General features: G+C 64.6%; 21 protein-coding genes. 11 read left to right on the top strand and 10 right to left on the bottom strand.

Translation table 11 applies throughout. The annotated features are described in order from the left end of the window. Window positions 1–42 precede the first annotated feature (42 nt). Window positions 43–1,695 (top strand): MBL fold metallo-hydrolase RNA specificity domain-containing protein, encoded by a 1,653-nt coding sequence (locus JI749_RS01945; protein WP_201658092.1) that lies wholly within the window; start codon window positions 43–45, stop codon window positions 1,693–1,695. Here JI749_RS01945 and JI749_RS01940 read toward each other — a convergent pair whose 3' ends face one another. The 7 genes from JI749_RS01940 to JI749_RS01910 all read right to left on the bottom strand — a co-directional run bounded on the left by JI749_RS01940 (window position 1,696) and on the right by JI749_RS01910 (window position 8,609). After that, on the bottom strand, window positions 1,696–2,841 hold the full coding sequence (locus JI749_RS01940) for an MFS transporter (RefSeq protein ID WP_201658089.1): 1,146 nt from the start codon (window positions 2,839–2,841) through the stop codon (window positions 1,696–1,698). Window positions 2,842–2,846: 5 nt separating this feature from the next. Then, window positions 2,847–3,308, bottom strand: a complete 462-nt coding sequence (locus JI749_RS01935; protein WP_201658086.1) for an MmcB family DNA repair protein — start codon at window positions 3,306–3,308, stop codon at window positions 2,847–2,849. Continuing rightward, the gene (locus JI749_RS01930; protein WP_201658083.1) at window positions 3,301–4,464 is read right to left on the bottom strand and encodes an MFS transporter; all 1,164 of its coding nucleotides are present in this window, start codon (window positions 4,462–4,464) and stop codon (window positions 3,301–3,303) included. Before JI749_RS01930 ends, JI749_RS01935 begins: the two co-directional genes overlap by 8 nt. A 109-nt stretch (window positions 4,465–4,573) precedes the next feature. After that, window positions 4,574–5,761 carry an MFS transporter gene (locus JI749_RS01925; RefSeq protein ID WP_201658080.1) on the bottom strand — a complete coding sequence of 396 codons (1,188 nt, stop codon included), beginning with the start codon at window positions 5,759–5,761 and terminating at the stop codon, window positions 4,574–4,576. Continuing rightward, window positions 5,758–6,933 (bottom strand): MFS transporter, encoded by a 1,176-nt coding sequence (locus tag JI749_RS01920; RefSeq protein ID WP_201658077.1) that lies wholly within the window; start codon window positions 6,931–6,933, stop codon window positions 5,758–5,760. Before JI749_RS01920 ends, JI749_RS01925 begins: the two co-directional genes overlap by 4 nt. Before the next feature lie 122 nt (window positions 6,934–7,055). Next, a complete protein-coding gene (locus tag JI749_RS01915) occupies window positions 7,056–7,613 on the bottom strand; it encodes a response regulator (protein WP_201658074.1) in 558 nt (185 codons plus the stop codon). A 126-nt stretch (window positions 7,614–7,739) separates the two neighbouring features. After that, window positions 7,740–8,609, bottom strand: a complete 870-nt coding sequence (locus JI749_RS01910; protein ID WP_201658071.1) for a LysR family transcriptional regulator — start codon at window positions 8,607–8,609, stop codon at window positions 7,740–7,742. A gap of 180 nt (window positions 8,610–8,789) precedes the next feature. Here JI749_RS01910 and JI749_RS01905 point away from each other — a divergent pair, with 180 nt between their 5' ends. From JI749_RS01905 to JI749_RS01895, 3 genes are read left to right on the top strand one after another with little or no spacing between them, the layout of a single operon-like run. Next, a complete protein-coding gene (locus JI749_RS01905; RefSeq protein WP_201658068.1) occupies window positions 8,790–8,942 on the top strand; it encodes a DUF1127 domain-containing protein in 153 nt (50 codons plus the stop codon). Window positions 8,943–8,953: 11 nt separating this feature from the next. Beyond that, a complete protein-coding gene (locus tag JI749_RS01900) occupies window positions 8,954–9,940 on the top strand; it encodes an aldo/keto reductase (protein ID WP_201658051.1) in 987 nt (328 codons plus the stop codon). Between the two features lie 14 nt (window positions 9,941–9,954). Continuing rightward, a complete protein-coding gene (locus JI749_RS01895) occupies window positions 9,955–10,917 on the top strand; it encodes an aldo/keto reductase (protein WP_201658048.1) in 963 nt (320 codons plus the stop codon). A gap of 63 nt (window positions 10,918–10,980) precedes the next feature. On the opposite strand, the gene JI749_RS01890 is transcribed toward JI749_RS01895, so the two are convergent. Continuing rightward, complete coding sequence (locus tag JI749_RS01890; protein WP_407644894.1) at window positions 10,981–11,343, bottom strand: septal ring lytic transglycosylase RlpA family protein; 363 nt, start codon at window positions 11,341–11,343, stop codon at window positions 10,981–10,983. Between the two features lie 437 nt (window positions 11,344–11,780). Here JI749_RS01890 and JI749_RS01885 point away from each other — a divergent pair, with 437 nt between their 5' ends. Next, a complete protein-coding gene (locus JI749_RS01885) occupies window positions 11,781–12,857 on the top strand; it encodes a GGDEF domain-containing protein (RefSeq protein ID WP_201658042.1) in 1,077 nt (358 codons plus the stop codon). A gap of 5 nt (window positions 12,858–12,862) precedes the next feature. On the opposite strand, the gene JI749_RS01880 is transcribed toward JI749_RS01885, so the two are convergent. Then, complete coding sequence (locus tag JI749_RS01880) at window positions 12,863–13,471, bottom strand: dihydrofolate reductase family protein (RefSeq protein WP_201658039.1); 609 nt, start codon at window positions 13,469–13,471, stop codon at window positions 12,863–12,865. 74 nt (window positions 13,472–13,545) lie between these two features. After that, entirely contained in the window at window positions 13,546–14,268 is a 723-nt protein-coding gene (locus JI749_RS01875) for a TetR family transcriptional regulator C-terminal domain-containing protein (protein ID WP_201658036.1), read from the bottom strand. A 173-nt stretch (window positions 14,269–14,441) separates the two neighbouring features. On the opposite strand from JI749_RS01875, the gene JI749_RS01870 reads away from it, so the two are divergent. The 6 genes from JI749_RS01870 to JI749_RS01845 all read left to right on the top strand — a co-directional run bounded on the left by JI749_RS01870 (window position 14,442) and on the right by JI749_RS01845 (window position 20,902). Further along, window positions 14,442–15,722: an aspartate aminotransferase family protein gene (locus tag JI749_RS01870; protein WP_201662439.1), complete on the top strand. Its 1,281-nt coding sequence runs from the start codon at window positions 14,442–14,444 to the stop codon at window positions 15,720–15,722. Continuing rightward, window positions 15,722–17,215: a CoA-acylating methylmalonate-semialdehyde dehydrogenase gene (locus JI749_RS01865; protein WP_201658033.1), complete on the top strand. Its 1,494-nt coding sequence runs from the start codon at window positions 15,722–15,724 to the stop codon at window positions 17,213–17,215. The genes JI749_RS01870 and JI749_RS01865 overlap by 1 nt, the downstream gene beginning before the upstream one ends. A 12-nt stretch (window positions 17,216–17,227) precedes the next feature. After that, window positions 17,228–18,478 carry a Zn-dependent hydrolase gene (locus JI749_RS01860; RefSeq protein WP_201658030.1) on the top strand — a complete coding sequence of 417 codons (1,251 nt, stop codon included), beginning with the start codon at window positions 17,228–17,230 and terminating at the stop codon, window positions 18,476–18,478. A gap of 79 nt (window positions 18,479–18,557) precedes the next feature. Further along, on the top strand, window positions 18,558–19,025 hold the full coding sequence (locus tag JI749_RS01855; protein ID WP_201658027.1) for an endonuclease domain-containing protein: 468 nt from the start codon (window positions 18,558–18,560) through the stop codon (window positions 19,023–19,025). Between the two features lie 53 nt (window positions 19,026–19,078). Then, complete coding sequence (gene hydA / locus JI749_RS01850) at window positions 19,079–20,530, top strand: dihydropyrimidinase (protein WP_201658024.1); 1,452 nt, start codon at window positions 19,079–19,081, stop codon at window positions 20,528–20,530. Further along, on the top strand, window positions 20,531–20,902 hold the full coding sequence (locus JI749_RS01845; RefSeq protein WP_201658021.1) for a hypothetical protein: 372 nt from the start codon (window positions 20,531–20,533) through the stop codon (window positions 20,900–20,902). The last annotated feature ends 18 nt before the right edge of the window (window positions 20,903–20,920 follow it).

The raw sequence follows: 20,920 nt of genomic DNA, 5'->3' as shown, positions 1-20,920 counted from the left end.
TCAACTGCGACCAACACAGCAAAAAAAATCAGGAGAGCCGCCATGACCGTCACCCTTCACTTCCATGGCGCGGCGGGTACGGTCACCGGATCCTGCTATCGCGTGCAGCATGCGCAGGGCCAGTTCCTGGTCGATTGCGGGCTGTTCCAGGGCAACAAGAGCGTGCGCGACCTCAATCTCAAGCCGACGCCCTTTGACCCCAAGGCGATCGATTTCCTGTTGCTGACCCACGCGCACATCGACCATGCCGGGCTCCTGCCCAAGCTTTACCGCGAGGGTTGGCGGGGCCCCATGTGGATGACCGAGCCAACCTCGGGCCTCCTCGAATATCTCCTGCCCGACAGCGCCGGCATCCAGGAAAGCGAGGCCGAGCGCGAGACCAAGAAGCACAACCGCCGCGGCGACGAACCGGCCAAGCCGCTCTACACTATGGAGGATGCCGAAGAGGCGCTCCAGCACCGCAAGACCTGCCAATATGGCGAATGGATCGAGCCCGGTCCGGGCGTGCGCGCCCGTTACTGGAATGCCGGCCATATCATCGGCTCGGCCTCCATCGAGGTCGAGGTCAAGGATGGCGACAAGACCATCCGCCTGATGTTCTCGGGCGACATCGGGCCGGACGAGAAGGTGTTCTACAACGAGCCCGAGGGCCCCGCAGGCTTCGACTACATTCTGAGCGAGAGCACCTATGGCGGGCGCGAGCGCGAGGACTATACCCTTGTTCAGCGCCGCGCCGCGCTCAAGGAAGAGATCAACGCCGCCATGGCGCGTGGTGGCAACCTGGTCATCCCCGCCTTTGCCGTCGAGCGCAGCCAGGAGCTGCTGCACGATATCGGCTATCTCATCAAAGCAGGCGAGATCGACCCCAAGCTGGTGTTTCTCGATAGTCCGCTGGCCTCCAAGGTCACCGGCGTCTATCGTAAATATGCGCGAATGTTCGACGATGTCGAACTGGGCGCCGATGAGCTGTTCAACGATCCTCGCTTCCGCATCGTCGAGGGCGTGGAGGAATCCAAGGCCATCAATTCCATCCGCGGCGGCGCCATCATCATGAGCGCCTCGGGCATGGCCGATGCCGGGCGCATCAAGCACCATCTGCGCAACAACCTGATCCGCGCGAACGCCACCGTACTCTTCGTGGGCTATCAGGCGCCCGGTACGCTGGGTCACGTGATCCTCAGCGGCGCCAGGGAAGCCCGCATCCATTCCACCCTGGTGCCCATCCGCGCCACCATCCGCTCGATGGGCAATTACTCCGCCCATGCCGACCATTCCGAGCTCATGGCCTGGATCAAGGCCCGCCTGCCGGCTCACGGTGCGATCTTCCTCACCCATGGCGAGGACGAAGAGCGCGCCGCGCTTCGCGCGGCGCTGATGGCCACCGGGGTTGCCGGCGACCAGGTGCTCTTGCCGCTCCTCGACGACTATTTCGAACTAACCGCTGCGGGCATTGCCGGCAAGGCCCAGGCGCCCACGCCGCGCATCGATCCGCTGCAGGTGCATTCGGACTGGCACAATGCCTTCTCCGATTTCACCATCCGCCTCAGCCAGCGGCTGCAATCGGGCTCGGATGCCGAAAAGCTCGCCGTCATGCGCGCCCTGCAAAAGGAGCTCGACGTCCTGGGTGCTACCCCCACCCCACCCCCGATCGCGACGCCGATCACGCCGGTGGAAAGCCAGAGCTTTGATGAGTAGCTAGGCGGTAGTCTGCGCCTTCGGTGCCAGCTTGCCGGCCATGGCCCAGGTCAGCACCAGCAGCGGCAGGAGCATGGCGAAGGCCATGCGGATGCCCAATCCTTCCGCGACCGCGCCGATCAGTACCGGCGCGCCCAGGTTGACCAGCTGGAAGATCAGCGTTGTCGCGGCAACGTTCTGGCTCGCCGGCCGGTCGCCCAGCCGCGCCGCTGCCGACAGCATGAGTGGGTAGAGCACGCAGATGCCGATACCCACCAGGGCGAAGCCGGCCAGCGCCAGGCCGGCATTGGGCGAAACCACCAGCAACACCATGCCGCCGACGGCGATGCTGGCCAGCACCCGCGCCACCCGCACGGGGCCGAAACGATCGATGAAGCGGTCGGCCGCCAGTCGCCCCAGGGCCATGGTGGCCAGCAGCGCCGGCAGGGCGAGCGACTCGATCCAGGCCGCGACGTCGAAATTGTCGCGCAGGTAGATGATGGACCAGGCGCGCGATGCGCCTTCGGTCAGCCCGGCACCCAGGCCAAAGGCGACGAGCCCCATCGTGGCCAGCGTCGGCCAGGCCAGGCGCCGCTTGTTGTCCCCGGCATGGGCGCGGGGCGGCGTCACCGGCATCGGCAGCACGATCAGCAGCATCATGCCGATTACCACAGGGGCCAGCAGCCACAGATGCAGCGCCGGGCTGACATCGAGGCCACGCAGTGCCGCGCCAAGCAGCGAGGTCAGGAGAAAGCCGATGCTCCAGGCGCCGTGGCAGGTGTTCATGATCCGGCTGTCCGAGGCGGCCTCGATGCGGTCGGCTTCGACATTGATGGCGATATTGGTCAGCGAGAAACTGACGCCGTTGAAAGCCAGCAGCACGAACATGACCCATGGATTGAGCATGATCGTCACCATCGCCGCGCTGACCGCCGCCAACGGCAACAGGATGAGGATCACCTGCCGCGGCCCGAACCGCTCGATGATCCGGCTCGAAAACAGGAACATCGACAAAGCCCCGAGCGGCTGCCCCATCAGCACCAGACCGAGCTGGGCTTCGCTGAGGCCGATCTGCAGCTGCACGTCCGGGATACGGGTATGGATGGCCCCGATGGTCAGGGCATGCACGAAGAACAGCGCCACGATGCGCCAGCGGACGATGGGCATGGAACTCACTTGGGACCGGGATCCATCAGCACGTGTATGCGGTCTGCTCCGAGTCGCGCCAGCTTGAGCATCAGCGTCTTGCGCCGGGCGGGCGCCAGCGGCGTGTCCGGGCTATCGCGCAGGATGGCGCCATCATGCCCGTCTGCCACGATCAGCCCCTCGCTTTCGGGAAAGATCCCGGCGTCCAGCTCCGGGGGCTTGGCAAAGAAGAACTTGTCGGAAAATTCCCGGTATTCCGGCCATTTGCGATCGACCTGGAAATCGATGAGGCTCGACTTGATCTCGATGATCCAGATTTCCCCCCTGGGCCCCACGGCGAGCACGTCGGCGCGACGGCCGTTGGCCAGCGGCACTTCGGCATAGCAGGCCATGTCGTGCCGCTCGCGCAGCATTCGCATCACGCCGCGCTGCACGCGCAAGGCTGTGGCGGACTGGCGCAGGTCGACGATGGGCGGAAGATCAGCCATGCTGCGATACCGGCTTCCCCTGCGCCCGTGATGCCGGCAGCGCCTTGACCACCAGCAGCGCCGCCACCAGCGTGGGTACCACGACCCAATAGGACATGCGGATGCCGAAGCGTTCCGCCACGAAACCCAGCAGCGGCGGCCCCAGGAAAAACACGACAAACGTCATCTGCCCCAGCGAGGCGACATTGACCGGGGCCGGCCGATCGGTGCGCTGCGCCGCCGCCGATACGGCCAGCGGATAGACCGCGCTGCAGCCGATGCCGGTCAGCGCAAAGCCGACCAGCGCCACATATTCGTGCGGCGCCAGCGCCACCAGCACGAGCCCGGCAATGGCGATCAGCAGCAGGGCGGTCGCCACTGCGCGCGGCGAGAAGCGATCGACCACACCATCCATGGTGAGGCGGGCAATCGCCATGAACAGCGAGAAAATGGTGATGCTGAGCCCCCCGACGAAGGGCTCGACGCTGAAGACGTCGCGCATGTAGATGGCCGACCAGTCCACGCCCGCGCCTTCGGCGAGCAACGGCGCCGCGCCGATGATGCAGAGCGCGGCAAGGCCCGGCGTCGGGAAGGCAATCAGCGGGGTCTTGCCCTCATGCGTGTCGGGCCGCGGCGGGGCATTCTCGATGCCGCGGAACACGATCGACCCCGCGACGATCACCACCAGCAGGGCCACGCCCAGGTGAATATGGATGGGCACCCCGGCCTGGCGCACACCGGCACTGACAAGCGCCGTGACGAAGAAGCCCAGGCTCCACATGCCATGGGTGCGGCTCATGATGCGGTAGCCGAGTTGGGCCTCGAGCCTGTCCGCCTCGAGGTTGACGATGACTTCCACCGCTCCGGCGAAGAGGCCTGCCACGAAGAAGAGCGGTGCCACCAGCAGCGCCGAAGGCATGAACGGCACCAGCGCATAGAGCACCGATGCCCCGAATATAGTGATGAAGACGCCTCTGCGGGCCGAAGTCCGGGCAATCAGCGGACCCGAAAAGGTCAGCGCCACCAGGGCGCCGCAGGACATGGCGATCAGCGTAAGGCCCAACTGGCCCTCGGTCAGGCCCAGCTGGCGCTGCAGGTCCGGCAGGCGCGAGAGCAGGGCTCCCATCGAAAGCGCGAAGATGAAGAACACGCCATAGATTCGGTGATGCGGGCGCATGCGGTTTCCTTGCCGATCGGTGCCGGACGCTCGGCCTTGTGGGTTCGATATGCCGGCCAGAGTTCTGGCGCAACCGGGCGCCAGAACGTGTCAGCAGGAGGGGTGCCGCTCAGCCCTGCGGGCTGGGTTCCGGCGGCACGCCATGGGGCATATCCACCTCGCGGTTGCCGAGCGCAAAGCTCGACGCCCACAGCCCCGCCAGCAGCAGCGGCAGGCAGACGAGGTAGGAATTGCGGATGCCCAGATATTCGGCGACAAAGCCGAGCAGCGGCGGGGCGAGGAAGAAGACGACGAAGCTCACCTGTCCGAGTGCGGCGACATTGACCGCCGCGGGCCGGTCGGTGCGCTGCGCCGCTGCGGAGACCGCCAGCGGATAGACCGCCGAACAGCCGATGCCCATCAGCGCGAAGCCCGCCAGCGCCATTTCCGGTATTGGCGCATAGCCAACCATCAACACGCCCACGCTGGCAATGCTGAGCAGGACCATGGCGACCAGCCGGGGTCCGAAGCGGGCCACGATCGGGTCGGCCCCAAGGCGCATCGCCGCCATGAAGCCGGCAAACAGCGTCAGCCCCATGCCGCCCACGAAGGGCTCGGCGGCGAACACGTCGCGCATATAGATGGCCGACCAGTCGATGCCCGCGCCCTCCACGAGGAATGCGGCAAAACCGATGAGGCAGAGCGGCAGCAGCCCCCAATGCGGGAAGGCAATGCGGTGGGTGTTCTCCGATTGCGTCCGCAGCGGCGCCGGCGCCGGCACGATGCCCCAGATCATGTTGCCGCCCACTAGGACGACGAAGGCGGCAATCAGCCCCAGATGCGCCTCGACCGAAAGGCCGGACTGGCGGATGCCGGCACCCACCAGGGCGGTGATGAAAAAGCCGACACTCCAGAAACCATGCGCCCGGTTCATGAACCGCCCGCCCGTATGCATCTCAAGCCGGTCGATTTCGACATTGAGATTGATCTCGAGCGCCCCGGACAAGAGCCCGGTGGCGAACAGGACCGCGAACACCGCCGGCGCCACCCCCAGCCACGGGATGGTGGCAAACAGTAGCGCCGGTCCGAGCACGGTAAAGAAGGCAGTGGTGCGCACGCCGAACTTTTCGATGACCGAAGCGCCGAAGGTCAGGGAAATCAGCGAGCCGATCGACATGCCGATCATGGTCAGGCCCAGCTGGCTCTCGCTGACGCCCAGGTGGCGCTGGATATCGGGTAGGCGCGCCATCAGCGCGCCCGTCGTCACCGCGAACAGAAAGAAGCAGGCATAGATCCGGTGCTGCGGAGCGATCTTCATTCGGCGGCCACCTGCTTGCCGGCCTTGCGCGGCTCAAGCACCTGCGCCGTCACCAGGCCCAGCACCACCAGCGGCAGGCCGACGCCATAGATCCAGACAAGGCCGAAATGCTCGCCGATATAGCCCAGGAGGGGTGGCCCGAGCAGGAATGCCGTAAACGAGAACTGCGCCAGCGCGGCCACATTGACGGCAGCCGACCGGTCGGTCTGTTGCGCCGCCGCCGACATGGCCAGCGGAAATAGCGCGCTCGAGCCGATGCCGATCATGGCAAAGCCCAGATAGGCCACCCAGCCAGCCGGCGCGAAAAACACCAGCAGGATGCCGACACCCATAATGCCCAGCAGCGTGCGCGCCACCACCACGGGGCTGTAGCGATCGACAAAGCCGTCGGCGAAGAAGCGGGCAAGGGCCTGCGAGCCGGCGACCGTCGCCACGGCAATGCCGGCCCAGAACGGGGTCGCGGCAAACATGTCGCGCATATAGATGGCGGACCAGTCGATCCCGGCGCCTTCCATGAGCATGGCAGAAAGGCACACCGCCACCAGCATCATGATGGGCAGGGTCGGACGGGCGAAGTGCGGTGTCTCGTCGGTGCTTGACCCGGCGCGGTGCGGCGCCGCCTCGAAGCGGCCGAGCACCACCAGCGTCGCCAGCACGATGACCGGGATCATGAATAACAGGTGCAGTTGAACCGGCAGTCCCGTCTGCGCCACAAACGAGCCCACCATGCCGGCCGAGAAGAAGCCCAGGCTCCAGAAGGCGTGGGCGCGGCTCATGATGCGCCGGCCGATGGCATATTCGACGCGGTCGGCTTCGATATTGAGGATGATCTCGATGCAGCCGATGGTGAGGCCGACCGGCAGCAGCAGCAGGAAGAACATCAGCGGCCCCTGCGCCCATACGGCCAGCGCGTACCAGGCTGACAGCAGCGGCAAGGCAACCAGCACGACGCGGCGATAGCCGATGGTTTCAAGGAAGCGTCCGGCAAAAGTCAGCGAGATCAGCGTGCCGACGGCCGAGCCGATCAGCGCCAGTCCCAGTTGGCCCTCGCCCACGCCCATTGCGGTCTGGATGTCCGGCAGGCGCGGGAACATGCTGCCCATGCAGAACGAATAAATGAAAAACGCCCCGAACACCTTGAACTGGGGCGGCAGGTCGATGCCGAATCTCATGGCAGAAACTACTCGCGGAAGAACGCCGGCGAGACTATGCGAAAACCATGACCCGGGAAATAGCGGGCGGAAACGTTTTCCGAACTCTTGTGCAACGTTGCAATTGTGTCGCAGGCGACACTCTAGCCAGCGGGGGCGGCGTAGAAGTCGTCGCGCACCACATTGACCCCCGTCAGGAGGTTGCGCACGATTTCGAGCCGCCGGAACTGCCCTCCCAACCGGGTTTCGGCTGCCCGCGTGGGCGCGGTAACGCGGTCGCGGCGGTCGGGGCCGAAATAGCCCGGCGTCTCGTAGTAGATATGGCTCTGGCCGATTTGCCGGTCGATCCGCTCGACGATCCGCGCCCGGGTGAAGGGCATGGTGATGACGTCGTCGAAACCCATGTTGATGCAGCGGCTGATCGTGTCGACCGACGGGCTCTCCGAAAAGTAGATCAGCGGCGAAAAGCGCACCCGCCGGCTGGGGCAGAAGCGGATTGCCTCGGCAACGCTGCGCAGCTCCGCCACATCGGGCACGGCGGCAAACAGAAAGAAGCAGACCGGGGTGCGAATAGTCTGCTGCTCGGCCCGCGCGACCCCGGCATAGGGCAGCACGGCCGAAAAACTCAGCCTCCGCGCAAGATCCATCAATGCGGCGCCCGGCCCGTCCAAAGGCCCGACGACAAAGGCGGCGGCTTTCATCCCGGCTCCTGCATTCCCGGCGCGAATGATAAGGCCCGAATGCTAAGGGACGGCTAACGAGTGGGCGCGCCCACTTTGCAGCTTCCGGAATGGCAACGTTTCAGATTGGCGAGGCCGGCTCAGGCCTCACCCCCGCCGCATCTCGCCGCGAAACAATGCTCCATGGCGTTTCATCAGCGCGGCGATACGGTCGGCCACAGCATGCACGGCCGGCTCGTGCCGTTCCTCGTGATGGCTCACCAGCCATTGGTCGGTTTCGAGTTCGGCAATGGGCGGGGCGACCCGGACCAGCCGGGGGTCGCTGTCGCCGGCAAAGCAGGGAAAGACCGACAGCCCCGCTCCACTGGCCACCAGTTCGCGCACGCTCATCGTATCATTCCCGCGCACCGCGATGCGGTCGCCATGCCGCGCCTCGATCCAGCGGGCCGAATGGGTCTGCCCGGCTTCTCCGGCAATGCCGACAAAATAGCCGGCCTTGATGCCATTGATCAGGTTGACGCCGGAATAGATCGCATAGGCCACCCGTCCGAGCAGCCGTCCCGCCAGCCACTGTTCGGTCGGCCGCTGGTTGCGGATGCCCAGGTCTGCATTGCGCCGACCGATATCGACCTTGAGATTGGCGGTCACCAATTCGAGGCCGAAGCGATCCTCGACCGTCCAGATATCGCCGATATGGCTGGCAACGAAGGCCGATGTCCACGAACCAGCCGAGAGACGCACGACCCGTTCGCCCAGCGCGCCTTCCTTCCAGCGCTTGAGCGACAGCATGGCCGCTTCCACGTCCTCGGCCCGCTCCAGCAGGTCCTCGCCCGCCTGGGTCAGGCGGTAGCCCGCCTGGCTGCGATGAAACAGCGGCTCGCCCACCTGCCTTTCCAGCGCCGTGACGCGCCGGCCCAGCGTCGCGGCGCTGAGCCGCGTCGTCTCCGTCGCGGCACTCAGTCCGCCCAGCCGCGCCACATCGAGAAACAGCCTCAGGTCATCCCAACTGAAGTCCATTTTTCATTTCTGCAAAGTTCCTTGCACTCTCGACTATAGCGAAGCCCCCGCAGAATAAGCAATGTTTGTTCCAGCGGCGCTCCGAAACGCCGTCATGCCAACCGATACCGCCAAACCTGCAAATCCGGAACCGACGGGTTTCGGCAAGGCATGCTTTGGCCGCTCGCTAGGAGATACGAAATGTTCGAACCCCTGACCCGGAAATTCACCGACTGGCGCCTGCGCCGCATTGCCATCCGCAAGCTGCACACGCTGGACGATCGCCTGCTGAACGATGTCGGCACCAGCCGCGACGACATCGCCTGCTTCGTCGCCGCCGCCGCCGATTGCTGAGGAAGCGCAACATGGACCGCACCACACTGGGCCCGCTTTCGGTTTCGAGCCTCTCGCTCGGCGCCATGCTGTTCGGCACCACCACCGAGGAGGCGACCTCGCACCGCCTGCTCGATGGCTTCGTTGCCGAAGGTGGCAACTTCATCGACACCTCCAACAACTATGCCTTCTGGCCCGCCAACGGGCGGTCGGGCGCCAGCGAGGAATTGCTCGGCCGCTGGCTGAAAGATCGGGGCCGGCGCGACGATCTCGTGATCGCCACCAAGACCGGCGCCTTGCCGAGCCGCCCCGGTGCCGGACTCGAGGACATCCAGGGCCTGGGCAAGGAGACGATTATTCGGGACATCGAGGATTCCCTGCGCCGCCTTGGCACCGATTATGTCGATCTCTACTATGCCCATATCGACGACCGCACCACGCCACTGGAGGAAACCCTGGCCGGGTTCGATGCCGTCGTCCGGTCGGGAAAGGTGCGGGCAATCGCCTGTTCCAACCATACCGTCTGGCGCATCGAGCGGGCGCGGCAGCTCAGCCGCCAGCTGGGCTTCCCTGAATATGTCGGGCTGCAGCAGCACTTCAGTTACTTCCGCCCGCGTCCGGACTCCGACCTCAAGCGTAACGCGACCATGGGCCTGCGCGGCGGCTGGGGCACCGAGGGCGGGTTGCGCGGCCAGCATCTCGACTATATTCGCTTCAACCCCGAATTCCGCGTCATCGCCTATTCGCCCCTGCTGCGCGGCGCCTATCACCACCCTGAGAAAATGGGCGCCGAAATCCGCACCGAGGATAATGCGAGGCGGCGCGTCGCTCTGGACGCGGTGGCGGCAGAACTGGGCGCCACCGCCGGCCAGGTTGTCCTTGCCTGGATGATGTGTTCCACACCGGCCATCATCCCCCTGATGGCGGTTTCCAACCAGGAGCAGCTTGCCGAGAATCTCGGCGCCGCCGCACTCAAACTGACACCCGAGCAGATGCATCGGCTCGACACCGCAGCCTGAACCGGAGAACCAGCATGCAAAGCAACACACTCGGCGCTTTCGGACCGGTGAGCCGCCTGACCCTGGGCGGCGGCGGCATCGGCCAGGTCTGGGGCCCAACTTCGGAGGACGATGCCGTGGCAACCCTGCGGCACGCCGTCGACAACGGCATTGATCTCATCGACGCCGCGCCGGGATACAAGATCTGCGAGGCCAGGATCGGCCGCGCCTTCGAAGGCAAGCTGCCCAGGGGCGTTCGCGTTACCACCAAGTACAGCCTGGGCACGGTTCCCGAGGACGAGGTCTATCCGCGGCTGCGCCGTTCACTGGAATCCAGCCTGAAGGACATGCGGCTCGAGCGCGTCGACATCATGCTGCTGCATAGCGAAATCCGGCCCGATGACTTCCACTACCCAGCCGGCCAGCCGCCACGCGACGAACGCTCCACCGCCCTGTCGCTCTATCGCTCTGCCGTGCGACCGGCTTTCGCACGGCTGGTGGAGGACGGGCTGATCGGCCACTGGGGCATCACCGGCATCAATCACGCCGCCGCCACCATCGACGCGATGTCATCCGGTCTGCTGCCGGTGGCCGTACAGGCCATTGCCAACCTGCTTGACAGCCCCGGGGAGATGAACGGCACTGGCCTCGCCCCGCGCCCGCGCGATGTTATCGCCGCGGCCAAGGCCGCCGGCGTCGGCGTCATGGGTGTGCGCGCCGTGCAGGCCGGTGCCCTGACCTCGGGCCTCGACCGGGCGGATAATTCGCCGACCTCGGCCGACTTCCACCGCGCTGCCCCCTTCCGGGAGCTGTGCGCGCAATGGGGCGAGGACCCCGCCATCGTCGCGCATCGCTATGCCCTGGGGATCGAGGGCGTCGATACGCTGGTGCTGGGCGTCAAGAATGTCGCCGAGCTCGACCAGGCCCTGGTGGCCGAACGGCAGGGTGTGCTCGATCCCGACCAGGTGGCCGCCATCGAGGCGCTTGGCCTGCGTTGACAAGCGAAAGGGCCGCCCCGGTGGGACGGCCCTGTTCGTCTGGCGTTGGATTTCGTTCGGAAATCAGAGCGCGCTGATGCAGACCGATGTCGTGCCGCGATTGCGGAAGCCCAGCTCGGTGGCTGCCGCCTTGCTCAGATCGATGATCCGGCTGCCGTGAAACGGTCCACGGTCATTGATGGTCACCTGGATTTCCCGGCCGGTCCGCTGGTCGGTAACGGTGACCTTGGTGCCGAAGGGGAGGGAACGATGCGCCGCCGTCATGGCGTTCTCGTTGAAGATTTCTCCCGACGCTGCCCGCTTCCCGTTGAAACCGGGACCGTACCAGGAGGCGCCGCCGCATTGGGCAAAGGCTGCAGTGGAAAGGGTGAGAAAAGTTGCAGCAACTGCGACGACGGAAACGGCTTTTCTAATCAAACTAGGCACTCACTTCAGTTAAGGTGAGGTGCTGACTAATGGGCGCAGCGGGCCACAATGTGCCCATATTGGGCAGAACTGGCCGCAGAGCCCTGCCTGTTGCGTGATTGCCGCACCAAATGCGGCTCTACTGCTTCACTGCAAGCGACCGAGCAGCGTGCATTGGAGAAAATGAATCTCCGATTTCGGCGTTCTGACGCCTGATGACAAAACAATTGGTGTCTTGAGAGAACCAGCTTGCGCAGTGTGGCGATGCGGTCACGGTTGCATTCACAATGTCCCGAACTGGCACATTTTTGAGGTTCCGCGACCGAATTCGATCAATTCGGGGCGGCCGATACGCGATATATGGCGTGATTGCGGCAGCCGCTCACCCCGTTCCCGGACCGGCGATAACACTTTGCCAATCTGTGGCGGTGCACACTGGCCCGGCTTAGGACGCAGGCATGTTTACGCAATCTTTCGATCGGCCCGGCACCCCGACCGCAACCGCGGCAGGGCATCGGGACGAACATCATGGCATGAGGACCATCGGCCGGCTGGTGCTGCTTTGCGCCATTGGGCTGGTCGTGGCCGCCGCGCTCTTGGTGATAACGGCATTCCAGGTCGCGCGGAACCTTGACGAGACCAGCCTGGCCGCCGAGCGGCTGCGGGCCGCCAATGCCATCGACGCGCTGTCTGCCAAAGGCGCCCTATCCGACGACGACGTCGCCCTGATCGGCCAGGTCGGCGGCCTTGAAGGGGCTCACCTCAGCTACGAGCTGATTGCCGATGCGCGGCTGCAGCAGATTCCACTTCTGGCCGGGCAGGGACCATCCGGCAGCTACCTCACCTGGACGCGGGCCAACACGGCCGAGCAGGTCCTGCTGCGCTTTGCGCCAATCCGCCTGCCTATAATCGGGGGCATGCTGCTGCTGGTGCTGACCGTGCTTATCCAGCTGCGCCGGGTGGTAGGCGATATCGAGCGCCAGCGCCGTCTGGCGCACCGGCAGTCGCGCAGCGATGCCCTGACCGGCCTCGCCAATCGGCTGGCCTTTGATACGGTCCTGGCCGACATGGCTGCCGCCGAGGAGCCTTTTGCCCTTGTATTGTTCGATCTCGACCGCTTCAAGCAGGTGAACGACGTCCATGGCCACGCGGCTGGCGACGACGTGCTGCGCACCGTCGGTTCCCGGCTGTCGTCGCTGGTCGAGGGAGCAGACCTGCTGGCCCGGTTGGGAGGCGACGAGTTTGCCTTGCTCAGTACCACCAGGGTCGACAGGGACACCCTGACGGCACTGGCCCGTCGTTGCATTGCCGCTATCGAGCAGCCCATCCTGATCACAGGCGAAAGCGTCCGCGTCGGCGTGAGTCTGGGCATCGTGCCCTCCGGCGATCTGGGCCTGCCGCCCGCGACCTTGATGGGCGCCGCCGATGCCGCCCTCTACCGCGCCAAGTCCCGCCCCGGCAGCCGCTACCACTTTGCCGGTGACGAGCCGGCCCGTGCGGCGGGCCTGTTGCCCTTGTCTCTATTGCCAGCCTGACCGCGTCAGTCCGCCTTGCTGACCCGATAGTCCATGTGGGTGGCGAACCGGGTGGCGCGCGCCCCGATCGGTTCCAGCTTTGCCGTCAATCCGTCCCAGAGACGCTCACCCCGGCCCAGCACCACCGGCGCAATCTGCAGGTGCACGAAGTCGACATCCCCGCGGTTGAGATAGTGGCGCAGCGTGCTGACCCCGCCGGCAACCACGAGGTTGCGTTGGCCTGCCGCGGCGCGGGCTTTGGACAGCGCCACTTCGGGCCCCTCGGTGACGAAGTGAAACACCGTGCCGCCCTCCATTTCGATGGGCGGGCGCTGGTGGTGGGTCAGCACGAAAACCGGTGCGTGGTAGGGCGGATTGGGGCCCCACCAGCCTTTCCATTCCGGCTCCCACGCGTCGGGGCCGGGCGCAGCGAACATGTTCCGGCCCATGATGAAGGCGCCATAGTCGCAGATGGCGTCGATTTCGGCCCGGTTATTGTCGCCATCCTCGAACATCCAGCGATGCAGCGGCTCCCCCTCCATCCCGTCGCCAAATGGCTTTTCACGGCTCTGGTTCACGCCGGTGCCGATGCCATCGAGCGACAGGCTCATATGCGCATGGACGTGCTGGGTCATCTGCGGCCTCGCATTACTTAATCTTGTGCTTAAGTAATATACGGGCACGCGGGGATTGTCAACCGATCGCTAAACTATCGCCGTCGCTGCGGTGTCAGGCCGTACAGGAACAGTTGCTCGAGATAGCGTGCGGCATCCTCGAAGCGGCCCTCTCCACCCCGGTCCTTGCCCAGCACCGCACGCACCTGCACGTCGAAATCGGCGTAATGCTGCGTCGTCGCCCAGATCGAGAAGATCAGGTGATAGGGGTCGGTGCGCGCCAGCTTGCCCTCGTCCATCCAACCCAGCAGGACCTTGGCCTTTTCGTCGACCAGGTTCTTGAGATCGATCTCGATCATCTCGCTGATGCGTGGCGCACCTTGCAGCATCTCGTTGGCAAAGAGCCGACTTTCGCGAGGATAGTCGCGCGCCATTTCCAGCTTGCGCCGGATATAGGAGCGGATTTCGGGAAACGGATCGCCATCGGCGTTCATTTCCTGTAGCGGCGCCAGCCAGGTTTCGAGCAGGGCCGCCATCAGCCGGCGGTGGATCTCTTCTTTGCGCGGAAAATAGTAGAGCAGGTTGGGTTTGCTCATCCCGGCCACTTCGGCGATCTGGTCGATCGTCGCGCCGCGAAAGCCATGCACCGAAAACACCTCCAGCGCCGCCTCCAGGATCACGTCCTGCTTTTCCCGCTGGATGCGGGTCAGCGGGCGCGGCTTTGGATGGGTATGCGCTGCAGCCGCCTTGGCGTCGGCCTTGTGCTGCCGCTTGGGCGCGGCTGATGGATCGGCACTTTTCAGCTTTGAGGGCGGCATTTTCGCCTTGCGGGAAAGTTTGGGAGTGCTAACATTTTTCCAACTGGTCAAAATTTCTGGACTTAACGGCCTCCCGTCAAGTGCCAAATGACAGGCCGGACCAGAATCAACGGGAGCGAGACTTCGTGTCCAATTCTAATGCCGTGGTGCCGAACGACCTGAGCGCCTTCTGGATGCCGTTTACCGCCAATCGGCAGTTCAAGAAATCCCCGCGCATGTTCGTCGCCGCCAAGGACATGCACTACACCACTTCCGATGGCCGCCAGGTGCTCGATGGCACGGCGGGCCTGTGGTGCGTCAATGCCGGCCATGCCCGACCCAAGATCGTCGAGGCTATTGCGAGCCAGGCTGCGGAGCTCGACTACGCGCCGGCATTCCAGATGGGCCATCCCAAGGCCTTCGAGCTCGCCAACCGCATCGTCGACATCGCCCCCAAGGGGCTCGACCACGTCCTGTTCACCAATTCGGGCTCTGAATCGGTCGAGACTGCGCTGAAGGTCGCGCTGGCCTATCACCGCGTAAAGGGCGACGGCAGCCGGTTCCGGCTGATCGGCCGCGAACGCGGCTATCACGGCGTCAATTTCGGCGGCATTTCGGTGGGCGGCATCGTCACCAACCGCAAGATGTTTGGCAGCCTGCTGACCGGCGTCGACCACATGCCGCACACGCATAACCTGACCAAGAACGCCTTCTCGAAGGGCCTGCCCGAACATGGCGTCGATCTCGCCGATGAGCTCGAGCGTATTGTTACCCTGCATGATGCTTCGACCATCGCCGCGGTCATCGTCGAGCCCGTCGCCGGTTCGACCGGCGTCTTGATCCCTCCCGCCGGCTATCTCAAGCGCCTGCGCGAGATCACCAAGAAGCACGGCATCCTCTTGATCTTCGACGAGGTCATCACCGGCTTCGGGCGCCTGGGCACCCCCTTCGGCGCCGACTATTTCGGCGTAACGCCCGACATCATGGTCACTGCCAAGGGCCTGACCAATGGCGTCATCCCCATGGGCGCGGTGCTCGTTTCGGCCGAAATCCACGACGCCTTCATGCAGGGCCCGGAACACGTCATCGAGTTCTTCCACGGCTACACCTATTCGGGTAACCCGATCGCATCGGCCGCAGGCCTTGCCACCCTCGAAACCTACAAGGACGAGGGTCTCCTGACCCGCGGCGCCGAGCTGGCTCCGGTCTGGCAGGACGCTTTGCATTCGCTCAAGGGCGAGCCGCATGTCATCGACATCAGGAATATCGGCCTTGTCGGCGCCATCGAGCTCGAACCCATCGCCGGCTCGCCCACCAAACGCGCCTTCTCCGCCTTCCTCAAATGCTTCGAGGACGGCTACCTGATCCGCACCACCGGCGACATCATCGCCATGTCCCCGCCGCTGATCGTCTCGGAAGCCCAGATCGGCGAATTGATCGACGGCGTGCGCACCGCGCTGAGGAGCATCGACTGATGAACGTCATCGAGAACGCCGTTGCCGGCAAGCGTTACGTCTCATCGGGCCGCCGCGTCCCGGTCTTCAATCCGGCCACCGGCGAGCAATCGGCCGAGCTGCCGCTGTCGACGCTGAGTGAACTCAACGACGCGGTCGCCTCGGCCAAGAAGGCACAGGTCTCCTGGGGCAACACACCGCCCATGAAGCGCGCCCGCATCATGTTCAAGTTCAAGGCCCTGCTCGACCAGCATGCCGACGACCTGGCCCGCGAGATCAGCAAGGAACATGGCAAGGTGCATGACGATGCGCTGGGCGAAGTTGCCCGCGGCATCGACTGTGTCGATTTCGCCTGCGGCATCCCGCAACTGCTCAAGGGCGAATTCAGCCGCAATGTCGGCCCCAGTATCGACAGCTATTCGGACCGGCAGCCGCTCGGCGTCGTCGCCGGTATCACCCCGTTCAACTTCCCGGCCATGGTGCCGATGTGGATGTATCCGGCGGCCATAGCCTGCGGCAACGCCTTCATCCTCAAGCCCTCCGAGCGCGATCCCAGCGCCTCCATGCTGGCCTGGAACCTGTTCATGGAAGCCGGACTCCCCGAGGGCATCCTCAACATCGTCCATGGCGACAAGGAGATGGTCGACGGCATCCTCGACCATCCCGACATCAAGGCGGTGAGCTTCGTCGGCTCGACCCCGATTGCCGAATATGTCTACCAGCGTGGCACCAAGGCCGGTAAGCGCGTCCAGGCCCTGGGCGGCGCCAAGAACCACATGGTCATCCTGCCCGATGCCGACCTCGACCAGGCGGCCGACGCGCTGATGGGCGCCGGCTACGGCTCGGCCGGCGAGCGCTGCATGGCCATCTCGGTCGCCGTTCCTGTCGGCAAGGACACCGCCGACGCGCTGGTCGCCAAGCTCAAGCCGCGCGTCGAATCGCTCAAGATCGGCCCGGCCACCGACAAGGACGCCGAGATGGGTCCCGTCGTCACCAAGATGCACCGCGACAAGATCGTCGGCTACATCGACTCGGGCGTCGAACAGGGCGCTTCGCTGGTCGTCGATGGCCGCGGCTTCAAGCTCCAGGGCTATGAAGGCGGCTACTATGTTGGCGGCACGCTGTTCGACAACGTCACGCCAGACATGACCATCTACAAGGAAGAGATTTTCGGCCCGGTGCTCTCGGTGGTTCGCGCCGACGACTACAATTCAGCGGTCAAGCTCATCAACGACCACGAATATGGCAACGGCACCGCCATTTTCACTCGCGACGGCGACGCCGCCCGCGAATTCGCCGATAAGATCGAAGTGGGCATGGTCGGCATCAACGTGCCGATCCCGGTGCCGGTCGCCTACCATTCCTTCGGCGGCTGGAAGCGCTCGCTCTTTGGCGACCATTCCATCTACGGCCCCGAAGGCGTACATTTCTACACCCGCCTCAAGACCGTCACCACCCGCTGGCCCGCCGGCATCAAGGGCGGCGCCGAATTCTCGTTCCCGAGCGTCAAGTAGGATCTGGTCCATATGTCCGCCCCAGGAGAAAACCTTCGTATCAATGGTGATCGGCTCTGGGACAGCCTCATGGATATGGCCAGGATCGGTCCCGGCATCGCTGGCGGCAACAACCGCCAGACGCTGACCGACGACGACAAGAAGGGCCGCGAACTGTTCCAGGCCTGGTGCGACGACGCCGGCCTCAGCATGGCCGTCGACCAGATGGGCACCATGTTCATGACCCGCCCGGGCACCGATCCCGATGCCCTGCCGGTCTATATCGGCAGCCACCTCGATACCCAGCCCACCGGCGGCAAATATGATGGCGTGCTGGGCGTGCTGGCTGGGCTCGAAGTGGTCCGCTCGATGAACGACCTCGGCATCAAGACCAAGCACCCCATCGTCGTCACCAACTGGACCAACGAGGAAGGCGCCCGCTTTGCCCCGGCCATGCTGGCCTCGGGCGTCTTTGCCGGCATCCACACCCTCGATTGGGCCTATGGCCGCAAGGACATGGACGGCAAGAGCTTCGGCGATGAACTCCAGCGCATCGGCTGGGTCGGCGAGGAGCCGGTCGGCGCTCGCAAGATGCATGCCTATTTCGAGTACCACATCGAGCAGGGCCCGATCCTCGAAGCCGAGAAGAGGCAGATCGGCGTCGTCACCCACGGCCAGGGCCTGTGGTGGCTCGAATTCACTTTGACCGGCAAGGAGGCCCATACGGGCTCGACGCCCATGCTGATGCGCGTCAATGCCGGGCTCGCGATGGCCCGCATCATGGAGGCGGTGCAGGCGATCGCCATGGCCCACCAGCCCGGCGCCGTCGGCGGTGTGGGGCAGGTCAAGTTCTCCCCCAATTCGCGCAACGTGCTGCCGGGTACGGTGGTGTTCACGGTCGACATTCGCTCGCCCGAACTGGGCAAGCTGACTTCGATGCGATCACAGATCGAAGAAAAGGCCCAGGCCATCTGTGCCGAGCTCGGGGTCGGCTATGCGATGGAGGCCGTCGGCCATTTCGACCCCGTCGCCTTCGACCCGACCCTGGTGCAGCGCGTCCGTTCGGCCGCCGAAAAGCTTGGCTACAGCCACATGGACATCATTTCGGGCGCCGGCCACGACGCCTGCTGGACCAACCGGGTGGCACCGAGCACGATGATCATGTGCCCGTGTGTCGGCGGGTTGAGCCACAATGAGGCCGAAGACATCTCCAAGGATTGGGCGTCGGCAGGTGCCGATGTGTTGTTCCACGCGGTGGTGGAAACGGCGGAGATCGTGGAGTGAGCGGCTCCGCCAAAGCCTTGGCTTTCCTCTCCCCATCGGGGAGAGGTCGCCGCGCAGCGGCGGGTGAGGGGGCGCGTCGGTGAGCCAAAGACCCCGTCAGCTTCGCCAGAACGCCACGGATGCGGAGAGCCATCTGTGGTCGGCGCTACGCAATCGTGGATTGGCTCAACGCAAGTTCGTTCGTCAACTGCAGGTCGGTTCGTACATTGCCGACTTCGCCTGCCGCGAGCTTGGCTTGATCATTGAGGTTGACGGCGGCCAACACGCCGAAACTGCCAGCGATGAAGTCCGCACGGCCTACTTGAACGCACAGGGCTACTCAGTCCTCCGCTTCTGGAATAACGAAGTGCTCGAAAATCTCGACGGGGTCGCTTCCGCCATTCTGAGCGCGATCGAGGGCTCCCCCCTCACCCGACCTCCGCTTCGCTCCGGCCACCCTCTCCCCGATGGGGAGAGGAATAGGCGGCATCCGCGCCGCAGCGTCTTCACATCGCCAAGCACTGGCTCGATCCATTCCTCTCCCCATTGGGGAGAGGTCGCCGCGTAGCGGCGGGTGAGGGGAAGGCCCGTGCAAACCCAAGATTTCGAATGGGGTAGACCATGACCAAAGTCATCAAAAACGGCACCGTCGTCACCGCCGATCTCACCTACAAAGCCGACGTCCTCATCGACGGCGAAACCATCGTCGAGATCGGGCAGAACCTGTCCGGCGACGAGACCCTCGACGCCACGGGCTGCTACATCATGCCCGGCGGCATCGACCCCCATACCCATCTCGAAATGCCCTTCATGGGCACTTACTCCGCCGATGATTTCGAATCCGGCACTCGGGCCGGCCTCTCCGGCGGCACCACGATGGTGGTCGATTTCTGCCTGCCCAATCCCAACCAGTCGCTGCTCGAAGCCCTGCAGATGTGGGACAACAAGACCGGCAAGGCGTCGGCGGATTATTCCTTCCACATGGCTATCACCTGGTGGGGCGAGCAGGTGTTCAATGAAATGGCCGATGTCGTCGATCGCGGCATCACCAGCTTCAAGCATTTCATGGCCTATAAGGGCGCGCTAATGGTCAATGACGACGAGATGTTCTCGTCCTTCCAGCGCTGCGCCGACCTGGGTGCCCTGCCGCTCGTCCATGCCGAAAACGGCGACGTGGTCGCGGCCATGACGGCCAAGCTGCTCGCCGAGGGCAATAACGGACCCGAGGCGCATGCCTATTCGCGGCCGCCGGAGGTCGAAGGCGAAGCCACCAACCGCGCCATCATGATCGCCGACATGGCCGGCGTCCCGCTCTATGTCGTCCATGTCAGCTCCGAGCAGGCGCATGAAGCCATCCGCCGCGCCCGCCAGAAGGGTATGCGCGTCTATGGCGAGCCGCTGGTGCAGCATCTGACGCTGGACGAAAGCGAGTATTTCAACCAGGACTGGGACCATGCCGCCCGTCGCGTCATGTCGCCGCCCTTCCGCAACAAGCTGCACCAGGATTCGCTGTGGGCCGGCCTGCAGTCCGGTTCCCTCTCCTGCGTCGCGACGGACCACTGCGCCTTCACCACCGAACAGAAGCGCAACGGCATCGGCAATTTCTCCAAGATTCCCAATGGTACGGGCGGTCTGGAAGACCGCCTGCCGGTGCTGTGGACGTCAGGCGTCAATACCGGCCGATTGACGATGAACGAATTCGTGGCCGTGACCTCGACCAATATCGCCAAGATCCTGGGGCTCTACCCCAAGAAAGGTGCCGTGCTGGTCGGGGCCGATGCGGACCTGGTGGTCTGGGACCCCAAGCGCAGCAAGACTATTTCGGCTGCCAACCAGCAGTCGGTCATCGACTACAACGTGTTCGAGGGTTTCGAAGTCACCGGCCTGCCGCGGTTCGTCCTGACGCGCGGCAAGGTCTCGATCGTCGAGAGCGAGGTCAGGACCGAGCCCGGCCATGGCAAATTCGTGGGCCGGGAAGCGAAGAACCCTGTGCACCGGGCGCTGAGCCAGTGGAAAGAAATCGTCGCACCGCGCAAGGTGGAACGGTCGGGTATTCCGGCGACGGGGGTTTGATTGCTGCTGCGCATCCTCACCTTGGCTTCGCTGCTCGCGCTTGCTGCTCCTGCGGCCGGCGCGCAGCTGGCCATTGAGGGTGACTGGGGCGACGCCAGCGGTTGCGGCTGGATGACCGGCGATGGCGACTATGACATCGACAACATGATCATGCTCCGTCCCGACTGGATCAGTGGGTATATCTTCAGCTGCGAGATCGCCGATATCGCCACGGCTGGCAGCGGTGCGCAGCTTGTTTCGGGCATCTGCCATCAGGAAGGCACGCTCGACAATCTCGACGTCAGGCAGTTCGTCCTGCGCCAGTCCACCAGCGACAAGATCGAAATCTTCTTCGGCGACGGCACAAAGTGGGGCGAGGTCGCGCCATGCTGAACCCAGCCCTCATGGTCA

Source organism: Devosia oryziradicis (genome assembly GCF_016698645.1).
Lineage (GTDB): Bacteria > Pseudomonadota > Alphaproteobacteria > Rhizobiales > Devosiaceae > Devosia > Devosia oryziradicis.
This window is presented reverse-complemented; position numbering and strand designations above follow the sequence as displayed.

Excerpts from the sequence above, each read along its gene's own strand:
- JI749_RS01870 (WP_201662439.1), top strand. The coding sequence starts at position 14,442 with ATGCCGTTTACCGCCAATCGGCAGTTCAAGAAATCCCCGCGCATGTTC.
- JI749_RS01940 (WP_201658089.1), bottom strand. The coding sequence starts at position 2,841 with ATGCCCATCGTCCGCTGGCGCATCGTGGCGCTGTTCTTCGTGCATGCC.
- JI749_RS01945 (WP_201658092.1), top strand. The coding sequence starts at position 43 with ATGACCGTCACCCTTCACTTCCATGGCGCGGCGGGTACGGTCACCGGA.
- JI749_RS01900 (WP_201658051.1), top strand. The coding sequence starts at position 8,954 with ATGGACCGCACCACACTGGGCCCGCTTTCGGTTTCGAGCCTCTCGCTC.
- JI749_RS01865 (WP_201658033.1), top strand. The coding sequence starts at position 15,722 with ATGAACGTCATCGAGAACGCCGTTGCCGGCAAGCGTTACGTCTCATCG.
- JI749_RS01880 (WP_201658039.1), bottom strand. The coding sequence starts at position 13,471 with ATGACCCAGCACGTCCATGCGCATATGAGCCTGTCGCTCGATGGCATC.
- JI749_RS01860 (WP_201658030.1), top strand. The coding sequence starts at position 17,228 with ATGTCCGCCCCAGGAGAAAACCTTCGTATCAATGGTGATCGGCTCTGG.
- JI749_RS01920 (WP_201658077.1), bottom strand. The coding sequence starts at position 6,933 with ATGAGATTCGGCATCGACCTGCCGCCCCAGTTCAAGGTGTTCGGGGCG.
- JI749_RS01935 (WP_201658086.1), bottom strand. The coding sequence starts at position 3,308 with ATGGCTGATCTTCCGCCCATCGTCGACCTGCGCCAGTCCGCCACAGCC.
- JI749_RS01895 (WP_201658048.1), top strand. The coding sequence starts at position 9,955 with ATGCAAAGCAACACACTCGGCGCTTTCGGACCGGTGAGCCGCCTGACC.
- JI749_RS01885 (WP_201658042.1), top strand. The coding sequence starts at position 11,781 with ATGTTTACGCAATCTTTCGATCGGCCCGGCACCCCGACCGCAACCGCG.
- JI749_RS01925 (WP_201658080.1), bottom strand. The coding sequence starts at position 5,761 with ATGAAGATCGCTCCGCAGCACCGGATCTATGCCTGCTTCTTTCTGTTC.
- JI749_RS01905 (WP_201658068.1), top strand. The coding sequence starts at position 8,790 with ATGTTCGAACCCCTGACCCGGAAATTCACCGACTGGCGCCTGCGCCGC.
- hydA (WP_201658024.1), top strand. The coding sequence starts at position 19,079 with ATGACCAAAGTCATCAAAAACGGCACCGTCGTCACCGCCGATCTCACC.
- JI749_RS01875 (WP_201658036.1), bottom strand. The coding sequence starts at position 14,268 with ATGCCGCCCTCAAAGCTGAAAAGTGCCGATCCATCAGCCGCGCCCAAG.
- JI749_RS01915 (WP_201658074.1), bottom strand. The coding sequence starts at position 7,613 with ATGAAAGCCGCCGCCTTTGTCGTCGGGCCTTTGGACGGGCCGGGCGCC.
- JI749_RS01910 (WP_201658071.1), bottom strand. The coding sequence starts at position 8,609 with ATGGACTTCAGTTGGGATGACCTGAGGCTGTTTCTCGATGTGGCGCGG.
- JI749_RS01930 (WP_201658083.1), bottom strand. The coding sequence starts at position 4,464 with ATGCGCCCGCATCACCGAATCTATGGCGTGTTCTTCATCTTCGCGCTT.